General features: G+C 40.1%; 26 protein-coding genes. 9 read left to right on the top strand and 17 right to left on the bottom strand.

Annotated elements, in window-relative coordinates:
* Positions 1-22: 22 nt before the first annotated feature.
* The 8 genes from MHB41_RS03880 to MHB41_RS03845 form a co-directional block, all read right to left on the bottom strand.
* Positions 23-844: a MerR family transcriptional regulator gene (locus MHB41_RS03880; protein ID WP_120208587.1), complete on the bottom strand. Its 822-nt coding sequence runs from the start codon at positions 842-844 to the stop codon at positions 23-25.
* Positions 845-1,133: 289 nt separating this feature from the next.
* Entirely contained in the window at positions 1,134-1,403 is a 270-nt protein-coding gene (locus tag MHB41_RS03875) for a hypothetical protein (RefSeq protein ID WP_254114605.1), read from the bottom strand.
* A gap of 281 nt (positions 1,404-1,684) precedes the next feature.
* Entirely contained in the window at positions 1,685-2,095 is a 411-nt protein-coding gene (locus MHB41_RS03870) for a DUF6508 domain-containing protein (RefSeq protein ID WP_120208589.1), read from the bottom strand.
* A 275-nt stretch (positions 2,096-2,370) separates the two neighbouring features.
* Positions 2,371-3,222, bottom strand: a complete 852-nt coding sequence (locus MHB41_RS03865) for an LPO_1073/Vpar_1526 family protein (RefSeq protein WP_120208591.1) — start codon at positions 3,220-3,222, stop codon at positions 2,371-2,373.
* Between the two features lie 3 nt (positions 3,223-3,225).
* The gene (locus tag MHB41_RS03860) at positions 3,226-3,405 is read right to left on the bottom strand and encodes a hypothetical protein (protein WP_217008931.1); all 180 of its coding nucleotides are present in this window, start codon (positions 3,403-3,405) and stop codon (positions 3,226-3,228) included.
* A 51-nt stretch (positions 3,406-3,456) separates the two neighbouring features.
* Positions 3,457-4,476: a DUF4062 domain-containing protein gene (locus MHB41_RS03855; RefSeq protein ID WP_217008930.1), complete on the bottom strand. Its 1,020-nt coding sequence runs from the start codon at positions 4,474-4,476 to the stop codon at positions 3,457-3,459.
* Between the two features lie 967 nt (positions 4,477-5,443).
* Complete coding sequence (rlmD, locus tag MHB41_RS03850; protein WP_217008929.1) at positions 5,444-6,841, bottom strand: 23S rRNA (uracil(1939)-C(5))-methyltransferase RlmD; 1,398 nt, start codon at positions 6,839-6,841, stop codon at positions 5,444-5,446.
* 102 nt (positions 6,842-6,943) lie between these two features.
* The gene (locus MHB41_RS03845) at positions 6,944-7,813 is read right to left on the bottom strand and encodes a DNA-3-methyladenine glycosylase (RefSeq protein WP_217008928.1); all 870 of its coding nucleotides are present in this window, start codon (positions 7,811-7,813) and stop codon (positions 6,944-6,946) included.
* A 434-nt stretch (positions 7,814-8,247) separates the two neighbouring features.
* Here MHB41_RS03845 and MHB41_RS03840 point away from each other — a divergent pair, with 434 nt between their 5' ends.
* Together MHB41_RS03840 and corA are read left to right on the top strand one after the other, a co-directional pair.
* Positions 8,248-8,757 carry a hypothetical protein gene (locus MHB41_RS03840; protein ID WP_024425256.1) on the top strand — a complete coding sequence of 170 codons (510 nt, stop codon included), beginning with the start codon at positions 8,248-8,250 and terminating at the stop codon, positions 8,755-8,757.
* A gap of 133 nt (positions 8,758-8,890) precedes the next feature.
* Positions 8,891-9,850: a magnesium/cobalt transporter CorA gene (corA, locus tag MHB41_RS03835; protein WP_034283707.1), complete on the top strand. Its 960-nt coding sequence runs from the start codon at positions 8,891-8,893 to the stop codon at positions 9,848-9,850.
* A gap of 97 nt (positions 9,851-9,947) precedes the next feature.
* Here the strand turns inward: corA and pdaA are convergent, their stop codons facing one another.
* Both pdaA and MHB41_RS03825 read right to left on the bottom strand, forming a co-directional pair.
* Complete coding sequence (gene pdaA / locus MHB41_RS03830; protein ID WP_034283706.1) at positions 9,948-10,739, bottom strand: delta-lactam-biosynthetic de-N-acetylase; 792 nt, start codon at positions 10,737-10,739, stop codon at positions 9,948-9,950.
* A 101-nt stretch (positions 10,740-10,840) separates the two neighbouring features.
* A complete protein-coding gene (locus MHB41_RS03825; RefSeq protein ID WP_012009274.1) occupies positions 10,841-11,032 on the bottom strand; it encodes an SE1561 family protein in 192 nt (63 codons plus the stop codon).
* A 146-nt stretch (positions 11,033-11,178) separates the two neighbouring features.
* On the opposite strand from MHB41_RS03825, the gene yfkAB reads away from it, so the two are divergent.
* The 3 genes from yfkAB (at position 11,179) to MHB41_RS03810 (ending at position 14,086) form a co-directional block, all read left to right on the top strand.
* Positions 11,179-12,300: a radical SAM/CxCxxxxC motif protein YfkAB gene (yfkAB, locus tag MHB41_RS03820; protein ID WP_041106321.1), complete on the top strand. Its 1,122-nt coding sequence runs from the start codon at positions 11,179-11,181 to the stop codon at positions 12,298-12,300.
* Between the two features lie 7 nt (positions 12,301-12,307).
* Positions 12,308-13,144: a mechanosensitive ion channel domain-containing protein gene (locus MHB41_RS03815; RefSeq protein ID WP_024425846.1), complete on the top strand. Its 837-nt coding sequence runs from the start codon at positions 12,308-12,310 to the stop codon at positions 13,142-13,144.
* Positions 13,145-13,366: 222 nt separating this feature from the next.
* The gene (locus tag MHB41_RS03810) at positions 13,367-14,086 is read left to right on the top strand and encodes a YebC/PmpR family DNA-binding transcriptional regulator (RefSeq protein WP_024425262.1); all 720 of its coding nucleotides are present in this window, start codon (positions 13,367-13,369) and stop codon (positions 14,084-14,086) included.
* 354 nt (positions 14,087-14,440) lie between these two features.
* Here MHB41_RS03810 and MHB41_RS03805 read toward each other — a convergent pair whose 3' ends face one another.
* From MHB41_RS03805 to MHB41_RS03795, 3 genes are all read right to left on the bottom strand, one after another.
* Complete coding sequence (locus MHB41_RS03805) at positions 14,441-15,202, bottom strand: YfkD famly protein (RefSeq protein ID WP_223255680.1); 762 nt, start codon at positions 15,200-15,202, stop codon at positions 14,441-14,443.
* 88 nt (positions 15,203-15,290) lie between these two features.
* Positions 15,291-16,358 carry a calcium/proton exchanger gene (cax, locus tag MHB41_RS03800; protein WP_034283700.1) on the bottom strand — a complete coding sequence of 356 codons (1,068 nt, stop codon included), beginning with the start codon at positions 16,356-16,358 and terminating at the stop codon, positions 15,291-15,293.
* A 65-nt stretch (positions 16,359-16,423) separates the two neighbouring features.
* Entirely contained in the window at positions 16,424-16,801 is a 378-nt protein-coding gene (locus MHB41_RS03795) for an OsmC family protein (RefSeq protein ID WP_268413710.1), read from the bottom strand.
* Between the two features lie 75 nt (positions 16,802-16,876).
* Here MHB41_RS03795 and MHB41_RS03790 point away from each other — a divergent pair, with 75 nt between their 5' ends.
* Both MHB41_RS03790 and MHB41_RS03785 read left to right on the top strand, forming a co-directional pair.
* On the top strand, positions 16,877-18,040 hold the full coding sequence (locus MHB41_RS03790; protein WP_268413708.1) for an MFS transporter: 1,164 nt from the start codon (positions 16,877-16,879) through the stop codon (positions 18,038-18,040).
* A 16-nt stretch (positions 18,041-18,056) separates the two neighbouring features.
* Positions 18,057-18,563, top strand: a complete 507-nt coding sequence (locus MHB41_RS03785) for a GNAT family N-acetyltransferase (RefSeq protein WP_268413707.1) — start codon at positions 18,057-18,059, stop codon at positions 18,561-18,563.
* Positions 18,564-18,771: 208 nt separating this feature from the next.
* On the opposite strand, the gene MHB41_RS03780 is transcribed toward MHB41_RS03785, so the two are convergent.
* Genes MHB41_RS03780 through MHB41_RS03770 form a run of 3 tightly spaced genes read right to left on the bottom strand, consistent with a single transcriptional unit; the run spans position 18,772 to position 20,432 of the window.
* Positions 18,772-19,590 carry a YhjD/YihY/BrkB family envelope integrity protein gene (locus MHB41_RS03780; RefSeq protein WP_024425272.1) on the bottom strand — a complete coding sequence of 273 codons (819 nt, stop codon included), beginning with the start codon at positions 19,588-19,590 and terminating at the stop codon, positions 18,772-18,774.
* Positions 19,591-19,617: 27 nt separating this feature from the next.
* On the bottom strand, positions 19,618-19,941 hold the full coding sequence (locus MHB41_RS03775; protein ID WP_111927625.1) for a YtxH domain-containing protein: 324 nt from the start codon (positions 19,939-19,941) through the stop codon (positions 19,618-19,620).
* A 20-nt stretch (positions 19,942-19,961) separates the two neighbouring features.
* Positions 19,962-20,432 (bottom strand): low molecular weight protein-tyrosine-phosphatase, encoded by a 471-nt coding sequence (locus tag MHB41_RS03770; RefSeq protein WP_340899175.1) that lies wholly within the window; start codon positions 20,430-20,432, stop codon positions 19,962-19,964.
* Between the two features lie 173 nt (positions 20,433-20,605).
* Between MHB41_RS03770 and MHB41_RS03765 the strand changes: the two genes are divergently transcribed.
* Both MHB41_RS03765 and MHB41_RS03760 read left to right on the top strand, forming a co-directional pair.
* Complete coding sequence (locus MHB41_RS03765; protein ID WP_217008924.1) at positions 20,606-21,961, top strand: sodium:alanine symporter family protein; 1,356 nt, start codon at positions 20,606-20,608, stop codon at positions 21,959-21,961.
* Positions 21,962-22,038: 77 nt separating this feature from the next.
* Positions 22,039-22,254, top strand: a complete 216-nt coding sequence (locus MHB41_RS03760; protein ID WP_003214000.1) for a DUF1128 domain-containing protein — start codon at positions 22,039-22,041, stop codon at positions 22,252-22,254.
* Positions 22,255-22,361: 107 nt separating this feature from the next.
* On the opposite strand, the gene MHB41_RS03755 is transcribed toward MHB41_RS03760, so the two are convergent.
* A complete protein-coding gene (locus MHB41_RS03755; RefSeq protein ID WP_070326778.1) occupies positions 22,362-22,880 on the bottom strand; it encodes a type 1 glutamine amidotransferase domain-containing protein in 519 nt (172 codons plus the stop codon).
* Between the last annotated feature and the right edge of the window lie 184 nt (positions 22,881-23,064).

The following is a 23,064-nucleotide window of genomic DNA, read 5'->3' as shown; positions in this document are numbered from 1 at the left end:
ACGTTTCTCCTTTGGGCAATGTTTACGATTTGACTTCATTTTTTATAGGAATTTGAATTTCAATGAGTCTTCCTTCTCCATTTTCAGCCAACGGGTAATAAATCTCTCTCCCCGGCTGATCTTCTTTCATGCGATATCCGTTATGTTCAATCCATGTCGCCAGATCAACACAAGCAGTTTGTGCAAATGGAGAATCTGAATGAAATAAGAGCGTCGCCATGGTTTCTTCGGCTGGTAACGTACGTATCGTGATGCTTTTAGGCAGAGAGCCCCTTATCGCTTTCGCGGAATACCCAACCTCAAATTCGAACTCACTTTCTTTAGCAATTGATTCCCTCCACAGCACGATTTGCGGCTCAGAGTTCAATTCTTGCGGATGTAACAAATGATGAAACGTTTGAAAGAAGGAAGGGATTTCGTCAACAGTTCCGTTGGATTGAAAAGACATGAAACGTTTGCTTTCAACCGATTTGATGATAACCTCCTGCTCTTTTTCAACACACCCCTCTCGTTTGATGAGGTGCATCCGCTCCTTAATACGCGCTAATTTCTGTTGTTCTCTCTCGATCAATTGCTGAATCTCACTCTCTTTCAAGAGAAACATGCCCTGAATCTGCTCGACAGAAATATCTTCACGAAGAAGCTGTCCCATTTGCTTTAACGTAAAACCTAATTCCTTGTACAGAAAAATTCGATTGACCTCAAGCAGCTGCTCAGCTGAATAATACCGGTATCCAGATTCTTGATCGATCTGCTTAGGCTTTAATAAATCTATTTGGTCATAATACCTTAAGGTTTTTACAGGGACTTTACTTAACATAGAAAAATCGCCGATTTTGAACATCCTGCATCTCCTCCGATTTGTTGATCTGATCAAAGTATAAACCTTTCAGTAAAGGGGAAAGTCAATAGAAGAATTTAATATTCATTCGTATTATCATTAGATTAAGTTGAAGAATACAGACTCCAACTTCACATTCATTATCTATTAAGCATTCAGTCACCATGAAATAACTGCTGTTACGTAAAAAAACCTAGATTTCTTAAAATCTAGGTTTTGCTAATTTTTTGATTCTGATTACATTACATGCACACAATTTGAGTTACTTTGTAAATTTACATCTATATATCGATTAAAGTTTTTCTAACAATCCCATCTGTTCAACAATCTTTATATCATTCATAAATCGTTGTAAACTTACTTTATGCTCTTTTTTTTGTAAATCTGTTGAATAACCTAAGCATATATTAAAAATACTATCTAACCTTTCTCCATTTCCACTATAAAAATAAATCGTCAATACTCCATTATTTTCACTTGCAGGAACCACAACTGTAGCCATCTCTAATACATATTCTATATCTTCTTTAGAAATCGTTCGATCTTTTTTCTTAGCACTCATGAATTCATCCTATGAATAGAACGAATCGTACCTTCAAGTAAATTGAGTATAGACTTCTTATAAATGACATACACACTGTGAATATGACTTTTATCAGGACAATAGGGATCTTGTAAAATGAATTTTATACGTTCATCTTCTTTTTAAATTTTTATTGCATCAAGTTCATATAATAAAATTTGATCAATTTCTTCTATTTTCAAAGGAGGAAAAGTATCGACTACATCGGTTTTATTTTTCATTTGATCACTCCAATAATTGAAATAAACCGCCCACCGCTCTTACTCCAAACAATCCAATCTTTCAAGACACTTCAACATGTTTCCACTTTTAAAGAAATTGAATATGGCTCCCTCACTAAATCGCTCAGCTCTCACCACTCCCATGATGAGAGCAAGTACACACTGCGCATTTAAATTTGAGAGGTCCCCATTCTCGATATCGTTCAATCCACCTTCAATGCCATTATCTTTTAGGATCTCTCTGTAGCGGGTAAGCTCCAGCTCTTGATGTTGTTCTACAAAGGTATAGACATCTTCGATAAAGTGACGGACCGTTTCGGAATAATGGACAAAAGGCATCTGGATTGGGCGTTCAGCTGTTCCATCATTTTCTTGATCGATCACCCATTCTCCGATATGGTCCTCGCGGAGCATCGGTATGTATTTTGTTAGACTCTCGAATTGGCTCATTTCCATCCTCCTCTACCTCATTCATATGGTTTACTCTGATCGACACCTATGGATCAGTATATAAAAAATCCGTGATTATCCTACCGGCTAGACACCAGTATTCAAATCACGGACAGTCTTTATTCACTTCACTTTTTTACACTCTCACCATTGATACAACGGTCTCCACAGTATTGGGTTATAGAATATACAGAAATTTCATTAGTACATTAAAAACAAGTAATTCACAAAAAATCTATTCAAGTTTTATTATAAGAATATCAAAATCAAAAATTTTATCCTACAATCCAGATATCTAAATCACCATACGAGGAACCAACTTTTCTAGTTAAATTAGTATGGCCAATTGCAATTCCAACTGAAGTGATATCCATATTTTTCAAAGATGTTTCATTCCATGATTTCATTATCTGAGAAGATAAAGGGAAACCGTTAATTTTATGAACTATTTCAGCGTTATTTTTAGAATCAAATATCTTCTGATACTTTTTCTTAAAACATTCCTCATATTTAGTTTGACCGATTGATAACCTTCCACATCCAGCATAGATAAGATGTTCTAAAAGTGTAACTTCTTCTACAGTTGGTAGTTCATTAATAAACTTACAATAAATTCTCTCATAGTAATCTAATATTTCATCAATTTCTTTATCAGAGTCTATGTATAGATTATTGACAGTTCTTCTGATAATAAAAACTAAAGAGAGTATATCAATTTGCTTCTGATTTAGCTTCGTAACCACTGATAGTGACTCATCCAATACAATTTGCTTTAACGACCTATCATCTTCTTTTGTTCTTTCCACAAGCAATTCAATTAATACCTCTTCTAAATTTTCATCACCTGTTCTTGCAAATTCTTTTTGAGCAGTGTACATTGCAAATTGCATATCAGGATTTTTCATTTTTTCAATTCCAATAGGATTTTCTTGCTTTAACTTTTCAAGAGTATCAATTACTAATTTCTCAGCTCTATAAGCAGCAATTTCCGCAGCCTGCTGAGAAAGTTCTAAAAAATTCGCCTTAAACAAATCTAGTGCAATATTTCTTGCCTCGTCTGCAGTAACACCAACATTAATAACTTGAGCTTGATAGTTAGTGCTATCCTTACCACCACTTTGCTTCATAATTCAATCCTCCTTTCTAGGTGCATTTATCGTCATACTTCCAGAAGATTGGTAATTATTGGAATTATTCCCACCTTTTTGCTTTTGTAGTACCTTTTTTGATTTAGACATCTGCTTACTAGTCAAAAAAGTTAAAGCAAAAACCCCAATCCCACTAAACACCCATGTATACCATTCCATCATCGTCATCCTCCATTAATTGTATAATATGTAAGCGTTTATTTTCTAATTGTATTAATTATACAAAACAAATCTTGAATGACGAACAAAATTTTTTATTTCTTCAATAGTTTCATTCGTTATATCATTCAATTCCTTATAATATTTTTGATATTTCAATCTTTTCTCATCATCTACAAATCCAAAGTTATCATTTAAGTCAGGATATAAATACTTCCTATCTCCTAAAGTGCCACGTAAAGTAAAAAAATTGACTGATATAAAATAAAAATATTTATTTAACTTTTCAATTATTTTTTCAAATAATCTCTGAACATCTTTATTATAAAAATGGGTGCTGGGTTTTTCAGCAAAATACAGCAGCTCCTCAATCTCTCTTCCTTCGTGAACATAAGACCTTTGAAGAGCTATCGTTTCTATTTGAGAAATAAAATTACCTTCTTCTATAAGAATAATTATCTTATCTAACAAGGATTCATCTAATTCTAATATCTTATTTTTACCATTTTCTACTTGTAATAAATCTTTGAATTTTTTTGTTCCTCTAATCCAACCTTTAAAATTATATTCCTTTTCATCATTTTTCATAAATTCATTTAAAGCTAGAGTAACTTCGGTCGAAATCTGATTTATATCCTGAACAAAGCTAACTAAATTTGAAGTAACCAATTCTTTAAATGTTGCATACTTATCAATATTATGACTATCAACCTCATGTTCATAGACCTTTAAATTAATGTTAAGACTCTTCTTATTTGCTAAGTATTGTTCATTTAAAACTACTGCAAAGACAGGAATTCCATTTTTCAATGCAAATTCGTATTCCAACTGAGTATAACTTTTACCGCTTCTCGGCTCGATTGAACCATACTTACCACCAAGTATCAACATGAGTATATCTGACTCTTTAATCCATTTTTCTATAATAGTCCATTGATTTTTGTTTGCAGGAATAAATAACTCCATTCCTGCAGGAATATGACCCGCTCTCAAAATACCTTCAACAGCTTTTTGTCTTTCATCTATTAAATCTAAGTAAGTAGAAGAAACAAATACTTGTAGCTTTTTACACACGGTCTAACCTCCCGATAATCTTCTATATCAAATAATAAAAAAGAAATTAAAGTTTAATCACAAAACATCTCCTAAATCAAAAGAAAGTTCAAAAAAATGACAAGTATTGTCGCGAGATAAAATAATTAGTATGGATTGCCGCTAAATATCATCTACCAATTAAATAAACTATCTCACTTTTAGAACAATTATCTCTACTTTATCCACGAATAATTTTGTCAAATATTAATATATCTCAACTTAAGAATAAATACCCTTACTTCCCCCTGTGAAATATCATAAAAAATTCACAATGTCTTCTGTAGATACCTTAACAAATAAGCAAGTACCACTGAAATTTCATGGAAATCGATAAGTTTATCCGCTACGACCGTCTAAAATAAACTTTAATTATCATACAAAATAAGCCATTTAAATTTTATTAAAAGTGACCTTGTTCACTCATCTTCTACCACCTTTAGTTTTTTATTCCTCATTTTTAAGTGTTGTAGATAGAACGATAGGAGATTAAATTATTAGAACTATTAAAGATTTCTGAGGTTGCTAAAATCTTAAAGCTATCTGAAGATCGAGTTTATGTACTCAACAATACAAATGATATTTCTCTTATTAAAAGTAGGCAGTTCGGTATGAGTGCTACAGAATGACTAAGTTTATATCAATGTTGGTTTGGGGTAATAGTGATAAATGAACTTGGAAAATTTTATTTCGATGAAACTGTAGCGGAGTATTATATGTCAAAAACAAACTATCCGTAAGAGGATAAAGAAAGATAAGTTAAAGGCTCTAAAACTTGCAGAAAGATTTGAAGCTATATGAAACTGCACTTGAAAAATCTGTTTGACAAGCATACTATAAGTGATTAAAAAAAATGGATAAAACAGTAGAAAAACCCGCTCATTTAGAAATAGGGAAGATTAAAGTACATTACAACCTTCCCTCTCTCTTTTCTCTTATTAGATACAGTTTAATGGACTGTATCTTTTAAAACAAGCTTAACTATCACTTCCACATGCGCCGTATGCGGAAACATATCGACTGGCTGCATGTATTCGATTTTGTAGTCTTTTGACATGTATTCAAGGTCTTTTGCTAGTGTGGATGGGTTGCAAGAGACGTAGACAAAGCGTTTTGGTTTGACTTGTTTGACGGTGTCTAAGAAGGTGCGCTCGCAGCCTGTTCTTGGCGGGTCGACGACGATGACGTCAGGGCGGAAGCCTTCTTTGACCCATTTTGGCAGCCAATGTTCAGCTGTTCCTGTTACATAGGTCGCGTTTTTCATGCCGTGTTTTTTGGCATTTTTCTTGGCATCATCAATCGATTCTTTGATGACATCCATTCCTCGTACTTCTTTGGCGCCATCTGAGAGCCACATCCCAATGGTCCCAACACCGCAATACGCATCGACAACCTTTTCTTTGCCTGTCAGTTTGGCCGCTTTTTTCGCTTCATCGTAAAGCTTTAGCGTCTGCTTCGGATTCAATTGGAAGAAAGCACGTGCACTCAATTCAAATGAGACGTCTCCTAAAAATTCTTGAATGACCATATTGCCAGCTAGGTGAGATGTTTTATGGCCGAAGATGACCGACGTTTTTTCACCATTAATATTGTGCATAATGGACGTCACTTCAGGCAGACGTTTTTGAATGGCTTCGGCTATTTCTTTTTTCTTTGGAAATTCAGGTTTTGATGTGACAAGAACGACCTGCACTTCCCCTGTTTCAAAACCGACACGCACGACAATCGAGCGTACGTCGCCTTTTCTTGTCCGTTCATTGTAGACCGATACGCCGAATTTCTCTAAAATTTTGCGGACAACGCCTGTTGTTTTGTTCGTTTTTGGATGCTGCACGATACATTCCTTGATCGGTACAAGCTTATGGGAATTTAGTCCATAAAGTCCTGCAATGATGTCTCCGCTATGAGAACGTCCTACTTGGAACTGACTTTTGTTTCGGTAGTGCCACGGATCTTCCATGCCGATCGTTGGCCGAATATCAAGCTTTTCAACCGATAGCTTTGTATGACGCTCCATTGATTGAATGACAATATCACGCTTTTCATTTAGCTGCTGCTCATACGCCAAATGCTGAAGCTGACAGCCGCCGCACTGCTCGTATACTGGGCATGGCGGTTTGACTCGATACTCGGAACGCTTTCGCACTTTTCTGACTGTGCCTTCTGCATATTTTGCTTGGACATTCGTTGCTTCAACTACCACTTCCTCACCTGGAAGCGCGCCTGGGACAAAGACCACTTGCTTTTTAAAATAACCGACCCCTTCACCATTAATGCCAAGGCGTTTAATGGTAAGCGGGAACTGCTGTCCCTTTTGCAAAAGGGCACCTTGCTGTTTTTCTTTCACTTTATTCTCTCCGTTCTATTTGAACCCTTAATAGGTTGTCTTCATTTTATTCCATCTCATTAGTATACCACGTCTTAGACAAAGAGAGAAAATGCCTTTCATTTATTTATCTGTCTCAATGCTTCTCCATAAATATAAAGAAGCGTAGCTTAAATATGGGGTCCATTCCTTGCTTAGCGCTGCCATCTCTTCTTTTGTCGGTTTTTCAGGCAGATCAAAGTGCCGTTTGATTGCGTTTTGAATGCCGATATCTGCCACCGGAAAAAGATTTGGTCTTCCAAGCCCATTCATGAGCACATTTTGAACCGTCCAAGGGCCGATCCCTCTAATCGGAAGCAATCGCTCTTCCACCTCCAGATCAGATAAATCGTGTAATTCTTCTAAACAAAGAGAGCCGCTCACAATTCGTTTCGATACATCGATGACATATTCTGCTTTTCGCTGACTAAATTGAAGCTTTCTCAAATCCTCTGTTTCAAGAGAAGCAATGGTTTCTGGTAAAGGATCAAACCATACACCTTCTATTTGCTCGCCGTACGTATGGACAAATCGTTTCGTGAGCTCGTAAGCAAACGAAAGATTAAGCTGCTGATGAATGATGCATTTCATTAAACAATGATATAAATGAAAATCCAGCATGAGCGGCGTTCCGATATGCTGCTCAAAAATGGACGCTAGATTGGTTTGAGAAAAATGGTCTTGAATCATGTGTAATTGATGCTCCATGCCAAATATCCGTTTCACCTCAGAAAGAAGGGGTTCCTCTGGGCCGTTTGATCGCACCCGGAACATAGGCGCATCCTTTGTTCCAGTAGCTTGAACGATGACCACGTACGGTTTTTGCTCTAATCTGATCGGCACTTTTATTTCTCTTTGACTCAAATCGACTGCTTTTAATGGATCACTTGATAAGCGTCTAAGCACTTGATCGAAATGATACGGCGGCTCTACCGCAAGCTGTTTTTCCCACATACATGTCCTCTTCCTTTCTGCAACCATACGCAGATGTGATTGTTTCATTTTGCATGAATGATTCTCTAGATTGAATACTTTTAAACATAAAGAGTACAAGAATTTATCAGTTATATCTTCCTTATTTGTGGTCATTCTCCTTTTGGATAGATGAAAGTTTTTAGTCGAATTCAGCTAAAATTCGACAGCATCCTTCAACATTTTAGGCTCATTTTCCTTAAATTAGAAATAGAACCTCTGGGTGATATCTTCCATTCAAAAAATATTTGTATAATTATGACATATCAAGGAGGTGAACAAAGAAATTAGCGGATTAGGCAATCATTTGTTTTATCTTGCAGGAACATATTTACCTCATTGATGACCGGCTTCACTTAGTTTCACATTTTACAAAAAAGAAGACCCAAAATTTAAAAACAAAGGAGATCCGACCAATGAAAAAAACAATTCTTTCTGTTGCCCTTGCCACTGCTGTTTCTTCGACACTGCCAGTATTCGCTGACGCTGCTGAGCCAAAAACTTCAGCACCTGTTTCTACTACACTTCAGCAAACTGTCTTAAACAAAGCTGCTGAAGGTAAGGCATCTACAACTGCAGGAAACGTTAATATTAACTTTGATGTACTTGGTATTGCAAATGCATTAATCAATGCTGCAAATGCTAACACAAACCGTGAAGGCTTTGTCAAAGGATTAATGGAGTCTGCTTTCTATGCTGCCGGCGCAAAATACAATGTCATGGTATTTAACTTAAGTCAAGGTTATGAGACTCGTTTCAACGGCGTCAAAACGTTTGCTACTGTGAAATACGGAAGTATTACGTACGGAGTCTGGGTATTTGAAAATGGATCTTTCACAAACAAAGGTGACGGCGGCTACATCAACTGGGCATTTAGAGGCTGGTTCGACCGTAATGGTGGTTTCGTCAACTTCCGTCGCCCTTAATTCTCGGTTTTATCCATCAATCATACACGCACATTGAACCGATCTCAAAAATGAGATCGGCTTTTTTTATGAAGAAAACGTATAAGTTCACCGGCGCTGCTTCATGATATAATGCAAGTCTGGAGGGGTGCACATGCTGAGAAAACTTGCAGTGACAAAAAACGGCGACTTGATTGAACATGCAACATTGCAGCAGCTTTCAAGCCCCGATATCGCCTGGTATTGGATTGATTTTCATGCGCCAACGGAAAAGGAAGCAGCGCTTTTAAAGGAATATTTTCATTTCCATCCACTCGCGATTGAAGATTGTTTTCATTATTTACAGCGGCCCAAGCTTGATTTTTATGAAGGATATTTGTTTTTCGTGCTGCATGCCCTTAATCAAAAAACGCTTCGTTCTGAGGAAGTCGATCTGTTTGTTGGTGAAAACTATATCGTGACCTTTCATTTGAAAGAAGCGCCGTACGTTGAACGTGTGATTCGAAAGCTTAAAGGGTCTGATAAAGCGAGAAACAGCGGACCTGAGCATATTGCCTACATGCTGATTGATGAGCTTGTTGATGATTATTTCCCTATTATTTATCAAATTGAAGACAGGCTGAATGAAATTGAAGATGAAGAAGGGCATAAAACGTATGGCACGCTGATGAACGAAGTATTTGGGATTCGATCCGATTTGCTCAAACTGCGAAGAACGATTATCCCGATGAGGGACCTTTTATATCGTATTGTGAACACGAATATGATGAAAAGCGATCCAAACCGCCATGCTTATTTTAATGATATTTATGATCATCTTTTGAAACTCACAGAGATCGTTGAGTCAAACCGTGATATGACAGCCGATTTACGAGACAGCTATCAGACGCTGAATTCCAACCGGATGAATGCGATCATGATGACATTGACCATTGTATCGACCATTTTTATTCCGCTAACCTTTATTGTTGGGGTGTACGGAATGAACTTTGACAACATGCCTGAATTACACTGGAAATATGGCTATTTTGGCGTGCTGATTTTTATGGGTCTCCTCGTCTCGGGGATGCTTTTGTGGTTTAAACATAAAGGGTGGTTTAGGATTTTTAAATAGTGTTTGACTCTTTTTTCACCTCATCATCCTCTTTAGTTTCAGCGTAAAATCAGAGAGGGAAAATCAAAAAGCCTGCAGGTCTTCTGCAGGCTTCTTTCTATAGCTGTGGCAGATGCCATACTTTTTCAAGCATGAGATCGTCTAGACTTTTAAAGGAATATCCTTGTTTTTTCAGAGCGGTGATGGCATCATCCAGCGCTTCTGCATTGTCTCTTGAGACGGTATGAAGTAAGTAAATGGCACCTGGGTGTGCCTGCTTCATCATTTGATCGTATGCATACTGTTTTCCTTTTTGATGATGGATATGCCAGTCCACAAACGCCACTGACCAGAAAATGGTTTGGTAGCCGAGCTGTTTTGTTTCTTTTAATACCCTTTCACTGAACACACCGCGCGGCGGACGAAGATAGAGGTTATCCTGTTTTCCTGTGATTTTGTACACATCTTCATTGACACGGTCCAGTTCTTCTTTGATTTCTTTTGTACTCTTTGTTGTTAAATCAGGATGGTGATAAGAATGGTTGCCAATGATATGACCTTCCTCTGCCATACGTTTGACAAGCCCCGGCTGGTCCTTTACAAAATGACCTGTCACAAAAAAGGTGCCTGGTACTTGATGTTTTTTCAGCACGTCTAAGATCTTGGGTGTGTACCCATTTTCATAGCCATTGTCAAAGGTAAAATAAATCTCTTTCTTTTTCGTGTTGCCTAAATAGAACGCATCATACTTTTTTAAGAGTGCCGTCAATTCTTTGCCCGCATCCGGCGGCCTGTGCTCTTTACTTTTCGCAAATCCCCAGTTAATGGGCTTATTAGACACGGCTTCCGCTTCTGAGAGAGGCATGGAAACAAAAAGCGCACATAAACAGATCAGCATGAATTTTTTCATTTACGTCACTTCCCGGTTTTTCTTCTATTGTGCAGAATAAGACCGAGACTCATACACCGATTCTCCTGCCAATTTAAAGAAAAAAGCCCGCACCGCGCGAGCTATTCTTCCTTCCAATCATTTTTAAACCGTTCATATTTCGCTTCTAGGTCGTCAATCATCTGGATCAGTCTGTCTATATCCTCAACGTCTGTTGATTCAGGATCTAATGAATCAATCACATTCATAAACATATCTAATCGGTTCTTTAAATAATCAACCTGCTGCTCTTTGCTGTCTGCTGCCTTACCCATCGATACACTCCCTTTAGCATTTGTTTATAGCTTATCTTTTTTTCCTTTGTAAATCAATTGTGTCCCTCTTGCGTATAACCGTGATGAGGCTTAAAATTAACTGTTGGCGGGTCTACGTTTGCCCGAATGAAAAGGAGATAGATACCATGAACCAAAAAACAGCACTTCGTCCGATCACACCTGCATACGACCCTTGGGAAGCCTATCTCGATGTGCAGGATTACGGAGAAATGAAGCTGACTAATATTGAATTTACGACAACAACGCTGTGTAACATGAGATGTGAGCATTGTGCGGTCGGCTATACCTTACAGCCTAAAGACCCGAATGCGCTGCCGATAGATTTACTGCTTCGCCGTTTAGATGAAGTTCCGCTCCTGCGCTCACTCAGTATTACAGGCGGAGAGCCCATGCTTTCTCTTAAATCTGTACGGGAATATGTCGTCCCTTTATTAAAGTATGCCCATGAACGCGGCGTCCGTACACAGATCAATTCAAATTTAACCCTTGATTTGGCGCGGTATGAAGAAATTATCCCATACTTAGATGTCCTTCACATTTCACATAACTGGGGCACTGTCGAAGAGTTTGCAACGGTCGGTTTTGCCATGATGGATCGAAAACCAACCTTTGAGCAGCGCGAGAAATTATTTAACCGCATGATTGAAAATAGTCAAGCACTTGTCAAAGCGGGCGTAACCGTATCCGCTGAAACCATGCTGAATAAGCGCACACTTCCATATATCGAACACATCCACCGGCAAATCGTCGAGGAAATGAAATGCCAGCGCCACGAAGTTCACCCGATGTACCCAAGTGATTTCGCCAGCGCCCTTGAATCATTGACGCTTCCGCAAATGCGGGATGCGATTCATCAGCTGCTTGATATTCGTGATCAAAACACATGGATGTTGTTTGGCACCCTGCCATTTTATTCATGCAGCACAGATGAAGAAGACCAGCGACTCCTCAACCGATTGCGCCAGGAGAAAAATGTCACGGTACGAAATGACCCTGATGGACGTTCACGGTTGAATGTGAATATTTTTGATGGGAATATTATTGTGACAGACTTTGGCGATACTCCGCCGCTTGGAAACATCGCAACTGATACATTGCAATCAGCCTATACACGCTGGATGGACACAAAATTAGCAAAAGAATTGAATTGTCATTGCCCAAGCGTGCAGTGCCTCGGTCCGAATGTTTTAGTGAAAAACAGCTATTATCAAGATGTTGATTTTACTTCTCGTACAGCCAGGGGGTAACCGATAGATGGACGATACATTTCTGACAGTGGTCAAAAACAAATACATTGAAATTCTCCTTGTTGGACTCATTCTTTGGCTTGCTGTCTTTATGATTAACAAAGCCCTTCAAATTTTCTTTAAACGAACTGAGTTTATAGAGGACAAGAAGAAGAAAACGATCGAGAGCTTAGTCAAATCGGTCACGCAATACACCGCTTCGATTTGCTTTGTGCTCTATGTCATTTCTCTGTTCTTTCATGACTTTGGGAAAATTCTTGCGGGTGCTGGTGTTGCTGGGATCGTCATCGGTTTTGGCGCCCAGACGCTGATTCGTGATATTTTAGCAGGCGTTTTCCTCATCTATGAACGCCAGATTCATAAAGGGGATTATGTGACGGTGAATAACCTCTTTAATGGAACCATTGAAGAGATTGGTCTCCGCTCATTGCAAATTAGAGAATGGAGCGGCAAGCTGTTAACCATTTCTAACGGAGATATCCGTCAAATCCAAAACTATAACATGCACTACATGCGGATTACGGAATCTGTGTTAATTAGCGCGAATCAAAACCCAGATATCGCCTTTCAAGCACTTGAAACAGCATGTGACAATTTAAATCAAATGCATCATGATTTTCTTAAAAAAGACGAATTTCAAAACGCCATTGAACCCTTTCAAGTTCATGGAATTATGGGTCTGAATAAGCTGAATCGCGGGATTGAAATCACAGTAAAGGGAATGGTCGAAGACGAAAAATACTTCGACGCCGCCCTCGCTGTGCGAAAAGAAATGATCAAACAACTTCATCAGCATGATGTCAAATTGCTTGAGGATCTCGCTTATCCTCAGCCTGCAAAATAACCTCATTTATGATGGGGTTATTTTTTTATATACAAGTTGCCGGGCTGACTCGGGCTTGTGAGAAACATGGAACACTTGAACATTCGCTAACAATTCTCTTCATTTCAGCCCCTCTAACTTCTATCCTCTTGACTGATTCATGTATAATAGATAGCAGAATGATTTCATGCAGCATGGGGACCCTCATACTGTGTATTTTCTAAGTGAAAGAGAGTGAATAAGATGGGTCGTAAGTGGAACAACATTAAAGAAAAGAAAGCATCAAAGGATGCCAGTACAAGTCGTATTTACGCAAAATTCGGGCGTGAAATCTATGTGGCTGCCAAACAAGGTGAGCCAAACCCAGAATCAAACCAAGCACTTCGTTTTGTCCTAGAACGTGCAAAAACATATAGTGTCCCAAAACATATTGTGGACCGTGCCATTGAAAAAGCCAAAGGCGGTGCGGAAGAGAACTTCGATGAGCTGCGCTACGAAGGATTTGGTCCAAACGGATCAATGGTGATCGTTGACGCCCTCACCAATAACGTAAACCGGACAGCTTCAGATGTTCGAGCAGCATTTGGGAAAAACGGTGGAAACATGGGCGTAAGCGGCTCTGTTGCCTACATGTTTGACGAAACAGCTGTCATCGGTGTCGAAGGGAAAAGCGAAGAAGAAACGCTTGAGCTATTAATGGAAGCAGACGTTGATGTACGTGACATCATGGAAGAAGATGAAACGGTGATTGTGTACGCTGAACCAGATCAATTCCATCAAGTACAAGAAGCATTCAAACAAGCCGGCGTAGAAGAATTCACTGTCGCTGAAATCACAATGCTTCCGCAAAACGAAGTGACATTAGACGATGAATCGAAAGCACAATTTGAAAAGCTGATCGATGTATTAGAAGAGCTTGAAGACGTGCAGCAGGTTTATCATAATGTGGATTTAGGGGAATAAAAAATTTAAGCCATAGTAGTCGTTGAGTTCATTCAACTTCTACTATGGCTTTTTTTCTCAAAAAAAATGTAATATATGTATAAAGATGTTAATGTCTACAATTTTCAAGGAGATGAGTTTCATCTTTAAAACATGGTGGTTTTCTTATTATGGATTTATGATCATCCCTTATTTTGGCCTATGTCTTATTTTCAACAACTTACCGATATTGACTAAAGTTATCTTCTTTCTTTTTATCATTTGGTATTTATATAACGCCTTTGACTTTTACAAGAATGAACTAAAAAGAAAAAAAGAGAAAACCTCTTAGAAAAAAACAGTCATCTCCTCTTTTGATAAGAGGAGATGACTGTTTTAATTCATCCCTTGAAACCCAAACGTCAAGTGATCCTGAACAGGAATCCAAGCGCCGATTCCTTGTGAGGTCACGTTTTTTACGACGAGTTTTCGTTTATTTCCTTTTAGCACAAGGTACACTTCTCCGTATGTGACCTTACCTTTTTCGTTAATCGCTGGTGCATAGGCATGAAGCGATGCTGCTTTTTTCGGAGAGACGTGGTATGACTGATCTCGTTTTGTTCCTGCACCAATCACGGTGTCAAAAGCGAGGGGCAGCTTTGTTTTTTGAATCGCTTTTTGCATCATCAATGTTTTCACATCTTCTGGGTTCGGCACTTTTGCTGTGAGGCCGCCACTTACTTTCACTTGCTGCTTTTGAACGTATTTTCCAATGGCTGTTTTGTTGCCGCCTCTGTTATCAATGTGGTTCGTATTCACTTTTTTGTATTCCCAGTTGGCGACCGTTTCGTTTGAATCGTAGCTCAGCGCCCATCTTCCGAGGAAAATGGTCGCACGGTATCCAACAGCTAATGGCGTCCCTGAAATGCTGGATTCATTCAGCATTTTAATCAAATGAGTATTCTCAATCGGTACACTTGTTGTTTTGAACAATTCAGCCGTCAGCTCGCTCGGCTGGAGCAGCGGCTGATCCTGTGACGCGTTGGGATACGTATTCTCCTTGGAGATACTGGCGACAGAGGATGGCACTTTAAATGGCTTTGCCGCCTCTGCTGGAAAGCTGTATAGAAAACTTAAGGATAAGAGAACAACAAACATGATGCGGAGCATCTTTTTCATATCATCACTCTTTCTCATTCATTTTTCCATAGTATTTTCCGCAAAGACGTCCCTTATCCACAAAAGATTATAAAAGGAAAAATCCAATCGCCATAATAAAATAGGCAGCGAGTAATGTGGCGCCTTCAAACCAGTTTGTATCCCCGTCATTAGATAAAATGACCGTGAGCAGCACAGAGGATGCCATCGCAATGAGCTCTGGCAAGGAGAAAATGAGCGGCATCTGCTTATCAAAAAATAGCGAGCTAATGACTAGGATTGGCGCGACCATCATGGCAACCTGAAGTGTGGAGCCAAAGGCAATTTCCACTGCTACATCCATTTTGTTTTTATACGCCATGATGACAGCTGAGGCATGTTCTGCGGCATTGCCGACGATGGCCACAATAATGACACCGATAAACAGCTCACTCCAGCCAAACTGTTCTCCTACCGTATCAAAAGTATGAACAAGACGCTCTGAAATGTACGCAACTGCAATCGTCGAAAGCAGCAAAATGACAGTGGCAAACTTTCCAGACCATTCAGGTGTTTCTTCTTCCGTCTCCGCTTCACCTTGCATACTGTCCTGCTTAGCAACATAGACTCCGCGGTGGCTGACCAGTTTGAAATAGAGCGCCGCGACATAAAGCAAAATCATCACAATGCTGATCCCAATGCTTAAAACAAACTGCTTATTCTCTGCCATCTCCATCGAAAACACTTCTGGAATGACAAACGCTACAATGATGGCAAACATGAGCAAGCCTGAATTGTGCCTTGCATCATGGACATTGAACACTTGGCGCTTATATTTTAATCCGCCAACAAAAAAAGACAGCCCCGCCACAAGCAGTAAATTTCCGATGACTGATCCAGTTAATGAAGCAAGTACGATGGCCGTCAGTCCTTGTTTTAAGGCAAAAAACGATATGATTAATTCCACTGCATTTCCGAATGTGGCGTTTAAAAGTCCGCCAATTCTAGGTCCCGCAATGATGGCAAGACTTTCTGTGGCTCTTCCCATAAAACTAGCAAGACCAATAATGGCGATACAATAAACGGTAAACATGATGACCTGCGGGAAATGAAGAAAACTGCCAATCACCGATAGCGGAACACCGATTGCGACAATCACAAGAAATAAACGATTCATACAGCCATTCTCCTTTACATATGTCTGACTGTTATTCTTTCGTGAGTGCCGTCATCGTATACATTTTAGATTCGCGCGTGTGAGAGGGTGATATCAATACTCTCTTTCACGGACTGCACCATAGAGCAGTGCTTCAATGCAAGGGTGATCATTTTATCGATTTGTTCATCAGATGTATTGATGTCTTCAAATAAGATATGTAAATGAATGCAGGAAATTTTGTTTACAGCTCCTGCCCTTGTCGTTTCAGATGTGATCGTCATCCCTTCATAGGATATTCGCTTTTTACGGCATACATGAATGAGCATTTCTCCAAAGCAGCCTGCAATGGCTGAGGTGAGCAATTGAGATGGGCGGTACCCCAGTTCTTCTGTTCCTGAAATAGGCAGCTGCCTGTCCTCAATAAGTGCGATCCAATGATCCTTTTCGTATGTCAGCTTCATTCCTTTTCCACCTTTCTATTGAAACCCCTCTGGTTCCATTGTACGATGAAATCATGAACTTGTAAGGAGCATCTTATGTCGAGAATTCACTTTATGATTTTAATTTTACTGGTATCCGTATCCGGTTTTTCACAGGGTGCATTACTTCCTGTCATTTCCATTATTTTTGAACATGCCGGCACTTCTCCTACGTTAAACGGCCTGCATGCCACAGGCTTATATCTCGGTGTGCTGCTTGCGTCTCCTTTTATGGAAGCACCGCTTCGCCGGTTTGGATTTAAGCCGTTAATCGTCATTGGAGGAGCTGCTGTCTTTTTAAGCTTGTTTAGCTTTGTGTTTTTTGAATCTTATGTCGTCTGGTTCTTCCTCCGGCTCATGATCGGGATTGGTGACCATATGCTGCATTTCTCTACACAGACGTGGGTGACCTATGCTTCATCATCAAGAAATCGCGGACGAAATATTTCATTGTATGGATTATCATTTGGACTCGGTTTTGCCGCCGGCCCTTTTTTAACGCCGCTCATTGAGATCAATCCAGCCTTGCCTTTTATTATTTCTGGTGCCGTTAGTTTATGTATTTGGCTGCTTGTGTTTGTTTTAAAAAATACATATCCAGATACAGGCGAAGTGCAAACGTCAGAGCAGACAAACAGCTTGAAGCGCTTTAAAAAGGCCTTTCAATTTGGCTGGGTCGCCTTTATGATGCCATTTTGCTACGGCTTTTTAGAAACGACGCTTAATAGTAACTTCCCTGTATATGCGCTAAGAAGCGGTGTGACAGTAGATGCAGTTGCGTTTATTTTACCTGCGTTTGCCATTGGGAGCATTGTCTTTCAGCTTCCTCTTGGGATGCTTAGTGACCGGTTTGGCAGGCGCCGCATCATTTTATGTGTGACACTCGCTGGATCATTCTTTTTCCTTTTGGCAGGGATTTTCATTCAATCCGTTTTGGCTGTGGCCATCTGTTTCTTTATCGCTGGAATGGCTGTAGGCTCTACCTTCTCGCTTGGCATCAGTTTTATGACCGACTTATTGCCAAAGCATCTTCTTCCCGCCGGGAATTTAATGTGCGGGATGGCGTTTAGTGCAGGCAGTATTCTCGGGCCGGTACTCGGAGGATTCTTTGTGCAAACGTTTGAAGGAATGAATTTACTTTACCTTGTCAGCATCGTCATATTATTTGTGTTTTGCTGCGTTCGATTTGGGAGAACGCAGGCAGTGCTGGAAAGTCACTAAAATGGGGGATCAATCGTTGTTTACATATCACATCACAAATGAATTGACTTTGGCATCTCTACAATTAGATGATGCGGACTCACTATTTAGCCTTATTCAAAAGAATAAGGCCCATTTAGGGGAGTGGCTGCCTTGGGTTCATCACTGCAAAAGCATAGAAGCGGTCAAAACGTTTATTCAATCAACTCAAACCACCTACAATGAACAAAAAGGGTTGGAAGCTGGCATTCAGCTGAACGAGCAATTAATCGGTGTGTTCCGTCTGACATTTGATCAACAATTAGGCAATATCGGTTATTGGATTGATGAAGACGCGCAGGGACAGGGCATTGTGACAGCCATCGTGAAATATATGACAGATACCTTTGCTCCTAAAGTCGATGGATTTGAAATTTTTTGTCCTGCTGGCCATGTCAGAAGTGAACGTGTAGCGATAAACGCAGGGTTTCAGCATGATCCTCATTACCAGTCAAAACCTGATACAGCTTTTATTCTTAAGCGATATATACGATTGTCGAAATAAAAACTCCCCTGCATCTATGCAGAGGAGTTTTTTTCATTTAATGATAACCATTTTGCCCGTTTGCACTGCCGCTTGTTTTGTGCTTTGGCTGATGGCCTTTGTTTTGTTTCGTGTTGCTTCCGCCTTTTTTCGATTGTTTGGACATATGTGATTCCCCCATCTATCAAGATTGAACATGTTCGTTCTTCTTTAGGATGCCCGGATTTCTTCACACCTTGCCTGGTACGATTTTACGCTTATGTAAAAGCGCATTGAGCTCGCCGCCAAGAATGATCATGATGCCGGTTAAATAAAACCAGATCATTAAAATAATGATTCCCCCAATACTTCCGTACATCGCACTGTAATTAGCAAACTCGCCTACGTAAAATGAGAACAGCATGCTCACCAAAATCCATCCAATCGAGGCAAAAATAGCGCCTGGCAGAACAAATTTCAATTTCAATCTAATGTTTGGGGCGAAATAGTACAAGGCTGTAAACACAATCAATAAAATCAGCGGGCTAATGATCCACCTCATGGCCGTCCAAATGGTGAGAAAGGCATCTGACTGCCCGACTAATTCAGCGAGAAATAAGCCAAGTTCTTTTCCAAAGACAGGCAGCATTAAGGCAAAAATAATCGTAAGAACCATTGCTATGGTTAAGATGATGGATGTTAAACGTACGAGAATGAAGGAACGATTTTCCTCAACTTCGTAAGCATGGTTAAATGCTCTGACGACGGCATTAATCCCGTTAGATGCAGACCAAAGGGCGGCAATAATCCCGAATGACAGCAATCCGCCGTTACGGCTGTTCAGTGTCTCTTCGGCAATGGATTCAATCATCGAAAGCGCTCCTTCTGGCGCATAACCAGAGATGACGCTTAGGACATCCTTCGACGTCAGCGGCAAATATCCAACGAGCGTCAGCACGAAGATGAGAAACGGAAATAATGAAAGCAAAAAGAAGTAAGCAAGCTCAGCAGATTTTGCCGGTCCTTCATGCAGCAAAAAGCGTTCAATTAACGCTTTAATAAAACCCATACGCTTCATCTCCAATGATCAATCTTTCTATTTCGATCGAAAGTGATCCTTTGTTTCTTCAATAATCTCTAATACTTTTGGGGTTGTTTCCTTTAACTGATTGACTTGTTCATTTAAAAATGACAAATCATCTGAGACTGTTCGCATCAGCTGCTTCGTTTCTTCCATTTTTTCTTTCATGCAAGCAGAAATTCTGGCTGGCTCCTGACGGTATTCCGCCAGCTTTTCCTGACAGTCATTCCATTTGTCTTTGAGCGCGATTCTCGTTGGCCGATGAAATAATGTCAGCAGTGCGCCGCAAGCTGCTCCTATCACAGCTCCTCGAAGCATGATTTGATTTTTTTCTTCCATCTCGTCTGATCTCCTTTCAGTTAAAGGTGTTTCTCTTTTTTTACATACGTCAAAAAACGATCAATTCCTTTTTCAATTAAATTATGTACTTCCTCAAAGTTTCCAGTGTAATAAGGGTCTGGCACATCATCACGATCGTCGTCTTCAACAAAGTCAAGAAGACGGCCAATAAAGTGATGTTTCCCATATCCGGCTATACTGCGAAGTGCTCCTACATTTTCAGCATCCATCGCAATGATATAGTCGTATGCTGTGATGTCCTCATCTATGATTTGTCTTGCGGACATCCCTTCATAGCTGATCCCTTTTTCATCAAGCAGCTTTCGTGTTCCTTCATGCGGAGGGCTGCCTTGATGCCAGCCGCCAATGCCTGCTGAATCAATGACAAAGTGCTCGCTTAGCCCCTCATCTTCTACTCGTTTTCTAAACATGGCCTCTGCCATCGGTGATCTGCAAATATTGCCAAGACATACGAATAATACATGAATCATCCTTCATTCTCCTCCTATCTTTTCCCTAAGAACTGCTTTCGGAAACCTTTTCTCTATCATATCAAGCCCTTTTTCTTTTGAAAACTTTGCAAGAAAAACTCCCATCGGCATTGACACATTATACAAAAAAAGGTGACACTTTAGGAGAAATAAACAAATAAAGGGGGATACATATGGGATGGGTAGAACAGATTGTCAGCAGTATCAATGATGTATTATGGGGACCGCCGCTTTTGTTTTTGATCGTGGGGACAGGGATTTACCTTACCTTTCGCGTGCTCTTCATTCAAATTAGGCTGCTCCCCTATTCGCTTAAGCTGGCATTTTCAAAGCAAGATAAGACATCAGAAGGTGATATTTCTCACTTCCAAGCATTAATGACAGCCCTTGCTGCAACGGTTGGAACGGGAAATATTGTAGGGGTCGCCTCTGCTGTCATTGCCGGCGGACCAGGCGCTGTGTTTTGGATGTGGTTTGCAGCGTTCTTTGGAATGGCGACAAAATATGCTGAAGCTGTTCTCGCAGTGAAATACCGTGTCAAAAATGAAAAAGGGGAAATGTCCGGCGGGCCGATGTACTATTTGGAGCATGGCTTGAAGCAAAAATGGCTAGGGGTGCTGTTTGCTATTTTTGGCGCTACGGCTGCCTTTGGGATTGGGAATCTCGTGCAGTCAAATTCGATTTCTGGTGTCATGAATTCAACCTTTCAAATTCCAACATGGATCACCGGCATTATTATTACGGCCTTTACTGCCCTCGTGATTTTAGGCGGGATTAAAAGCATTGGCCGTGTGACGGCTATTTTTGTACCGGTCATGGCTTTATTCTACGTCATTTGCGGACTGATCATTCTTGTCATGAATGCGGATCTTGTCCCAAGTGCCGTCGGGCTCATTTTTACGGATGCATTTACAGGTCAAGCCGTTGCAGGCGGTGCAATCGGCACCGTAATCCGCTGGGGTGTGGCGAGAGGGGTATTTTCCAATGAAGCGGGTCTTGGTTCTGCACCAATCGCTGCAGCTGCTGCCAAAACAGATATGCCTGCTCGTCAAGCGCTTGTGTCAATGACGCAAGTCTTTATTGATACGATGATTGTTTGTTCCATTACAGGGATCACAATTGTCATGGCCGATATGTACGTCACAGAAAAAAGTGATGCACTCACCTCGTTATCCTTTGCTCATTTCCTTGGTCCAATCGGCTCAATCATTGTTGCAATCGGCTTACTTTTATTCGCCTATTCCACCATTATTGGCTGGTCCTATTATGGCGAAAAATGCTTTACATATTTGGCGAAAGATTCATATGTGATGTATTATCGTGTTGTGTTTGTTATTGCTGTCTTTTTCGGTGCCGTGTTTAAGAATGATTTCGTCTGGGGCGTGGCTGATATGCTAAACGGACTGATGGCTGTTCCTAACTTAATCGGCCTCATCGGTTTATCTGGGGTTGTCGTGTTTGAATCTAAACTAATCATTGATAAGATCAAGCAGGAGAAAAAGGAGAAAAACATCTCGGTGTCGTCTTAATAGCCCTTTTATTCTTTTGCATTTCTGTTAAAATAGACATATTATTCAACACATATGCAGGAAAGGACGTGCCGCCCTTGTCAGAGCAAAAAGCGGCTGAAGTCAATCAGCTGATTGAAGACATTTCGCAAAAGTTAAATATGCTGAACATTGGAGTCATCAAAGCCGAGGACTTCAGTCCAGACAAGTACGAAGATATTGAATTTCTACACCAAATGGTGATGAAAAAATCTTCATTCAGCCCAAGTGAAATGCAAGCCATCGCAAGCGAGCTAAAAAACTTAAGAAAATAATCGTGCAAAGGAAACTGGATTGCGGTTTACGCCGTTTTCTTCCATCCATGCGCAGAAAAAGCCAGCACCCCGCAAGGTGCTGGCTTTGTTTATCCTGTCAAAACTGCTTATTTTGCGAGCAGTTTTAATGATTCACGGTTAAATGCTGGAATGTCATCAGGTGTACGGCTTGTCACAAGCTGATCCTGACAAACGACAACTTCTTCATCTTTGAATTTTGCGCCTGCGTTTTCCATATCTACTTGAATGGATGTATAGCCAGTCGCGCCTCTGCCTTCCAGCGACTTCGCTGTAATGAGCAATTGCGGTCCGTGACAGATCGCAAATACTGGTTTTTTCTCGTCCATAAATGCTCTTGTAAATTGGACATAGCGATCATCTGCACGCAGAATGTCTGGTGAGAACCCGCCAGGAATCAGAAGTGCATCGAAGTCTTCAGGCTTCACGTTATCAATGGACGCGTCCACTCTCACTTCTGCTTCTCCTTGCTTCCCTTTCACTGTTTTTCCTTTTTCGTTTTCAATCACTGTGACCTCATGGCCTGCATCTTTAAAGGCTTTTGCAGGCTCGGTGAATTCAACATCCTCAAAGTAATCTGTTAATACAACTGCAATTTTCTTACCCATGTAGAAACCCTCCTGCTTGATTATCGTTACATTACACACTATACCCGGGTACATTGAAATCAAACATCCTATCCCGATCAGAAAACCCCTTATGATGAAAATAAGCATTTAGACTTATTTATATTCCCTCAACAAGGTAATTCGTATGATTTATGTTATCTTTACAATAATCTGCAAAAAATAA

It is taken from the genome of Bacillus sp. FSL H7-0578 (assembly GCF_038630855.1).
Lineage (GTDB): Bacteria > Bacillota > Bacilli > Bacillales > Bacillaceae > Bacillus > Bacillus safensis.
Note: the sequence above shows the minus strand (reverse complement) of the source record. Positions and strands in the feature narration are given on the sequence as shown.

Coding starts and splice junctions, on each gene's coding strand:
- MHB41_RS03805 (WP_223255680.1), bottom strand. CDS start 15,202: ATGTTTGTTGTTCTCTTATCCTTAAGTTTTCTATACAGCTTTCCAGCA.
- MHB41_RS03775 (WP_111927625.1), bottom strand. CDS start 19,941: ATGGAAGAAAAAAATCAAATCATGCTTCGAGGAGCTGTGATAGGAGCA.
- MHB41_RS03860 (WP_217008931.1), bottom strand. CDS start 3,405: ATGATGGAATGGTATACATGGGTGTTTAGTGGGATTGGGGTTTTTGCT.
- MHB41_RS03870 (WP_120208589.1), bottom strand. CDS start 2,095: ATGAGCCAATTCGAGAGTCTAACAAAATACATACCGATGCTCCGCGAG.
- corA (WP_034283707.1), top strand. CDS start 8,891: ATGCTGAGAAAACTTGCAGTGACAAAAAACGGCGACTTGATTGAACAT.
- MHB41_RS03845 (WP_217008928.1), bottom strand. CDS start 7,813: ATGTGGGAAAAACAGCTTGCGGTAGAGCCGCCGTATCATTTCGATCAA.
- MHB41_RS03755 (WP_070326778.1), bottom strand. CDS start 22,880: ATGGGTAAGAAAATTGCAGTTGTATTAACAGATTACTTTGAGGATGTT.
- yfkAB (WP_041106321.1), top strand. CDS start 11,179: ATGAACCAAAAAACAGCACTTCGTCCGATCACACCTGCATACGACCCT.
- MHB41_RS03875 (WP_254114605.1), bottom strand. CDS start 1,403: ATGAGTGCTAAGAAAAAAGATCGAACGATTTCTAAAGAAGATATAGAA.
- MHB41_RS03815 (WP_024425846.1), top strand. CDS start 12,308: ATGGACGATACATTTCTGACAGTGGTCAAAAACAAATACATTGAAATT.
- MHB41_RS03865 (WP_120208591.1), bottom strand. CDS start 3,222: ATGAAGCAAAGTGGTGGTAAGGATAGCACTAACTATCAAGCTCAAGTT.
- cax (WP_034283700.1), bottom strand. CDS start 16,358: ATGAATCGTTTATTTCTTGTGATTGTCGCAATCGGTGTTCCGCTATCG.
- MHB41_RS03770 (WP_340899175.1), bottom strand. CDS start 20,432: ATGATTCATGTATTATTCGTATGTCTTGGCAATATTTGCAGATCACCG.
- MHB41_RS03825 (WP_012009274.1), bottom strand. CDS start 11,032: ATGGGTAAGGCAGCAGACAGCAAAGAGCAGCAGGTTGATTATTTAAAG.
- MHB41_RS03790 (WP_268413708.1), top strand. CDS start 16,877: ATGTCGAGAATTCACTTTATGATTTTAATTTTACTGGTATCCGTATCC.
- MHB41_RS03780 (WP_024425272.1), bottom strand. CDS start 19,590: ATGGGTTTTATTAAAGCGTTAATTGAACGCTTTTTGCTGCATGAAGGA.
- MHB41_RS03880 (WP_120208587.1), bottom strand. CDS start 844: ATGTTCAAAATCGGCGATTTTTCTATGTTAAGTAAAGTCCCTGTAAAA.
- MHB41_RS03795 (WP_268413710.1), bottom strand. CDS start 16,801: ATGAAGCTGACATACGAAAAGGATCATTGGATCGCACTTATTGAGGAC.
- MHB41_RS03765 (WP_217008924.1), top strand. CDS start 20,606: ATGGGATGGGTAGAACAGATTGTCAGCAGTATCAATGATGTATTATGG.
- MHB41_RS03840 (WP_024425256.1), top strand. CDS start 8,248: ATGAAAAAAACAATTCTTTCTGTTGCCCTTGCCACTGCTGTTTCTTCG.
- pdaA (WP_034283706.1), bottom strand. CDS start 10,739: ATGAAAAAATTCATGCTGATCTGTTTATGTGCGCTTTTTGTTTCCATG.
- MHB41_RS03810 (WP_024425262.1), top strand. CDS start 13,367: ATGGGTCGTAAGTGGAACAACATTAAAGAAAAGAAAGCATCAAAGGAT.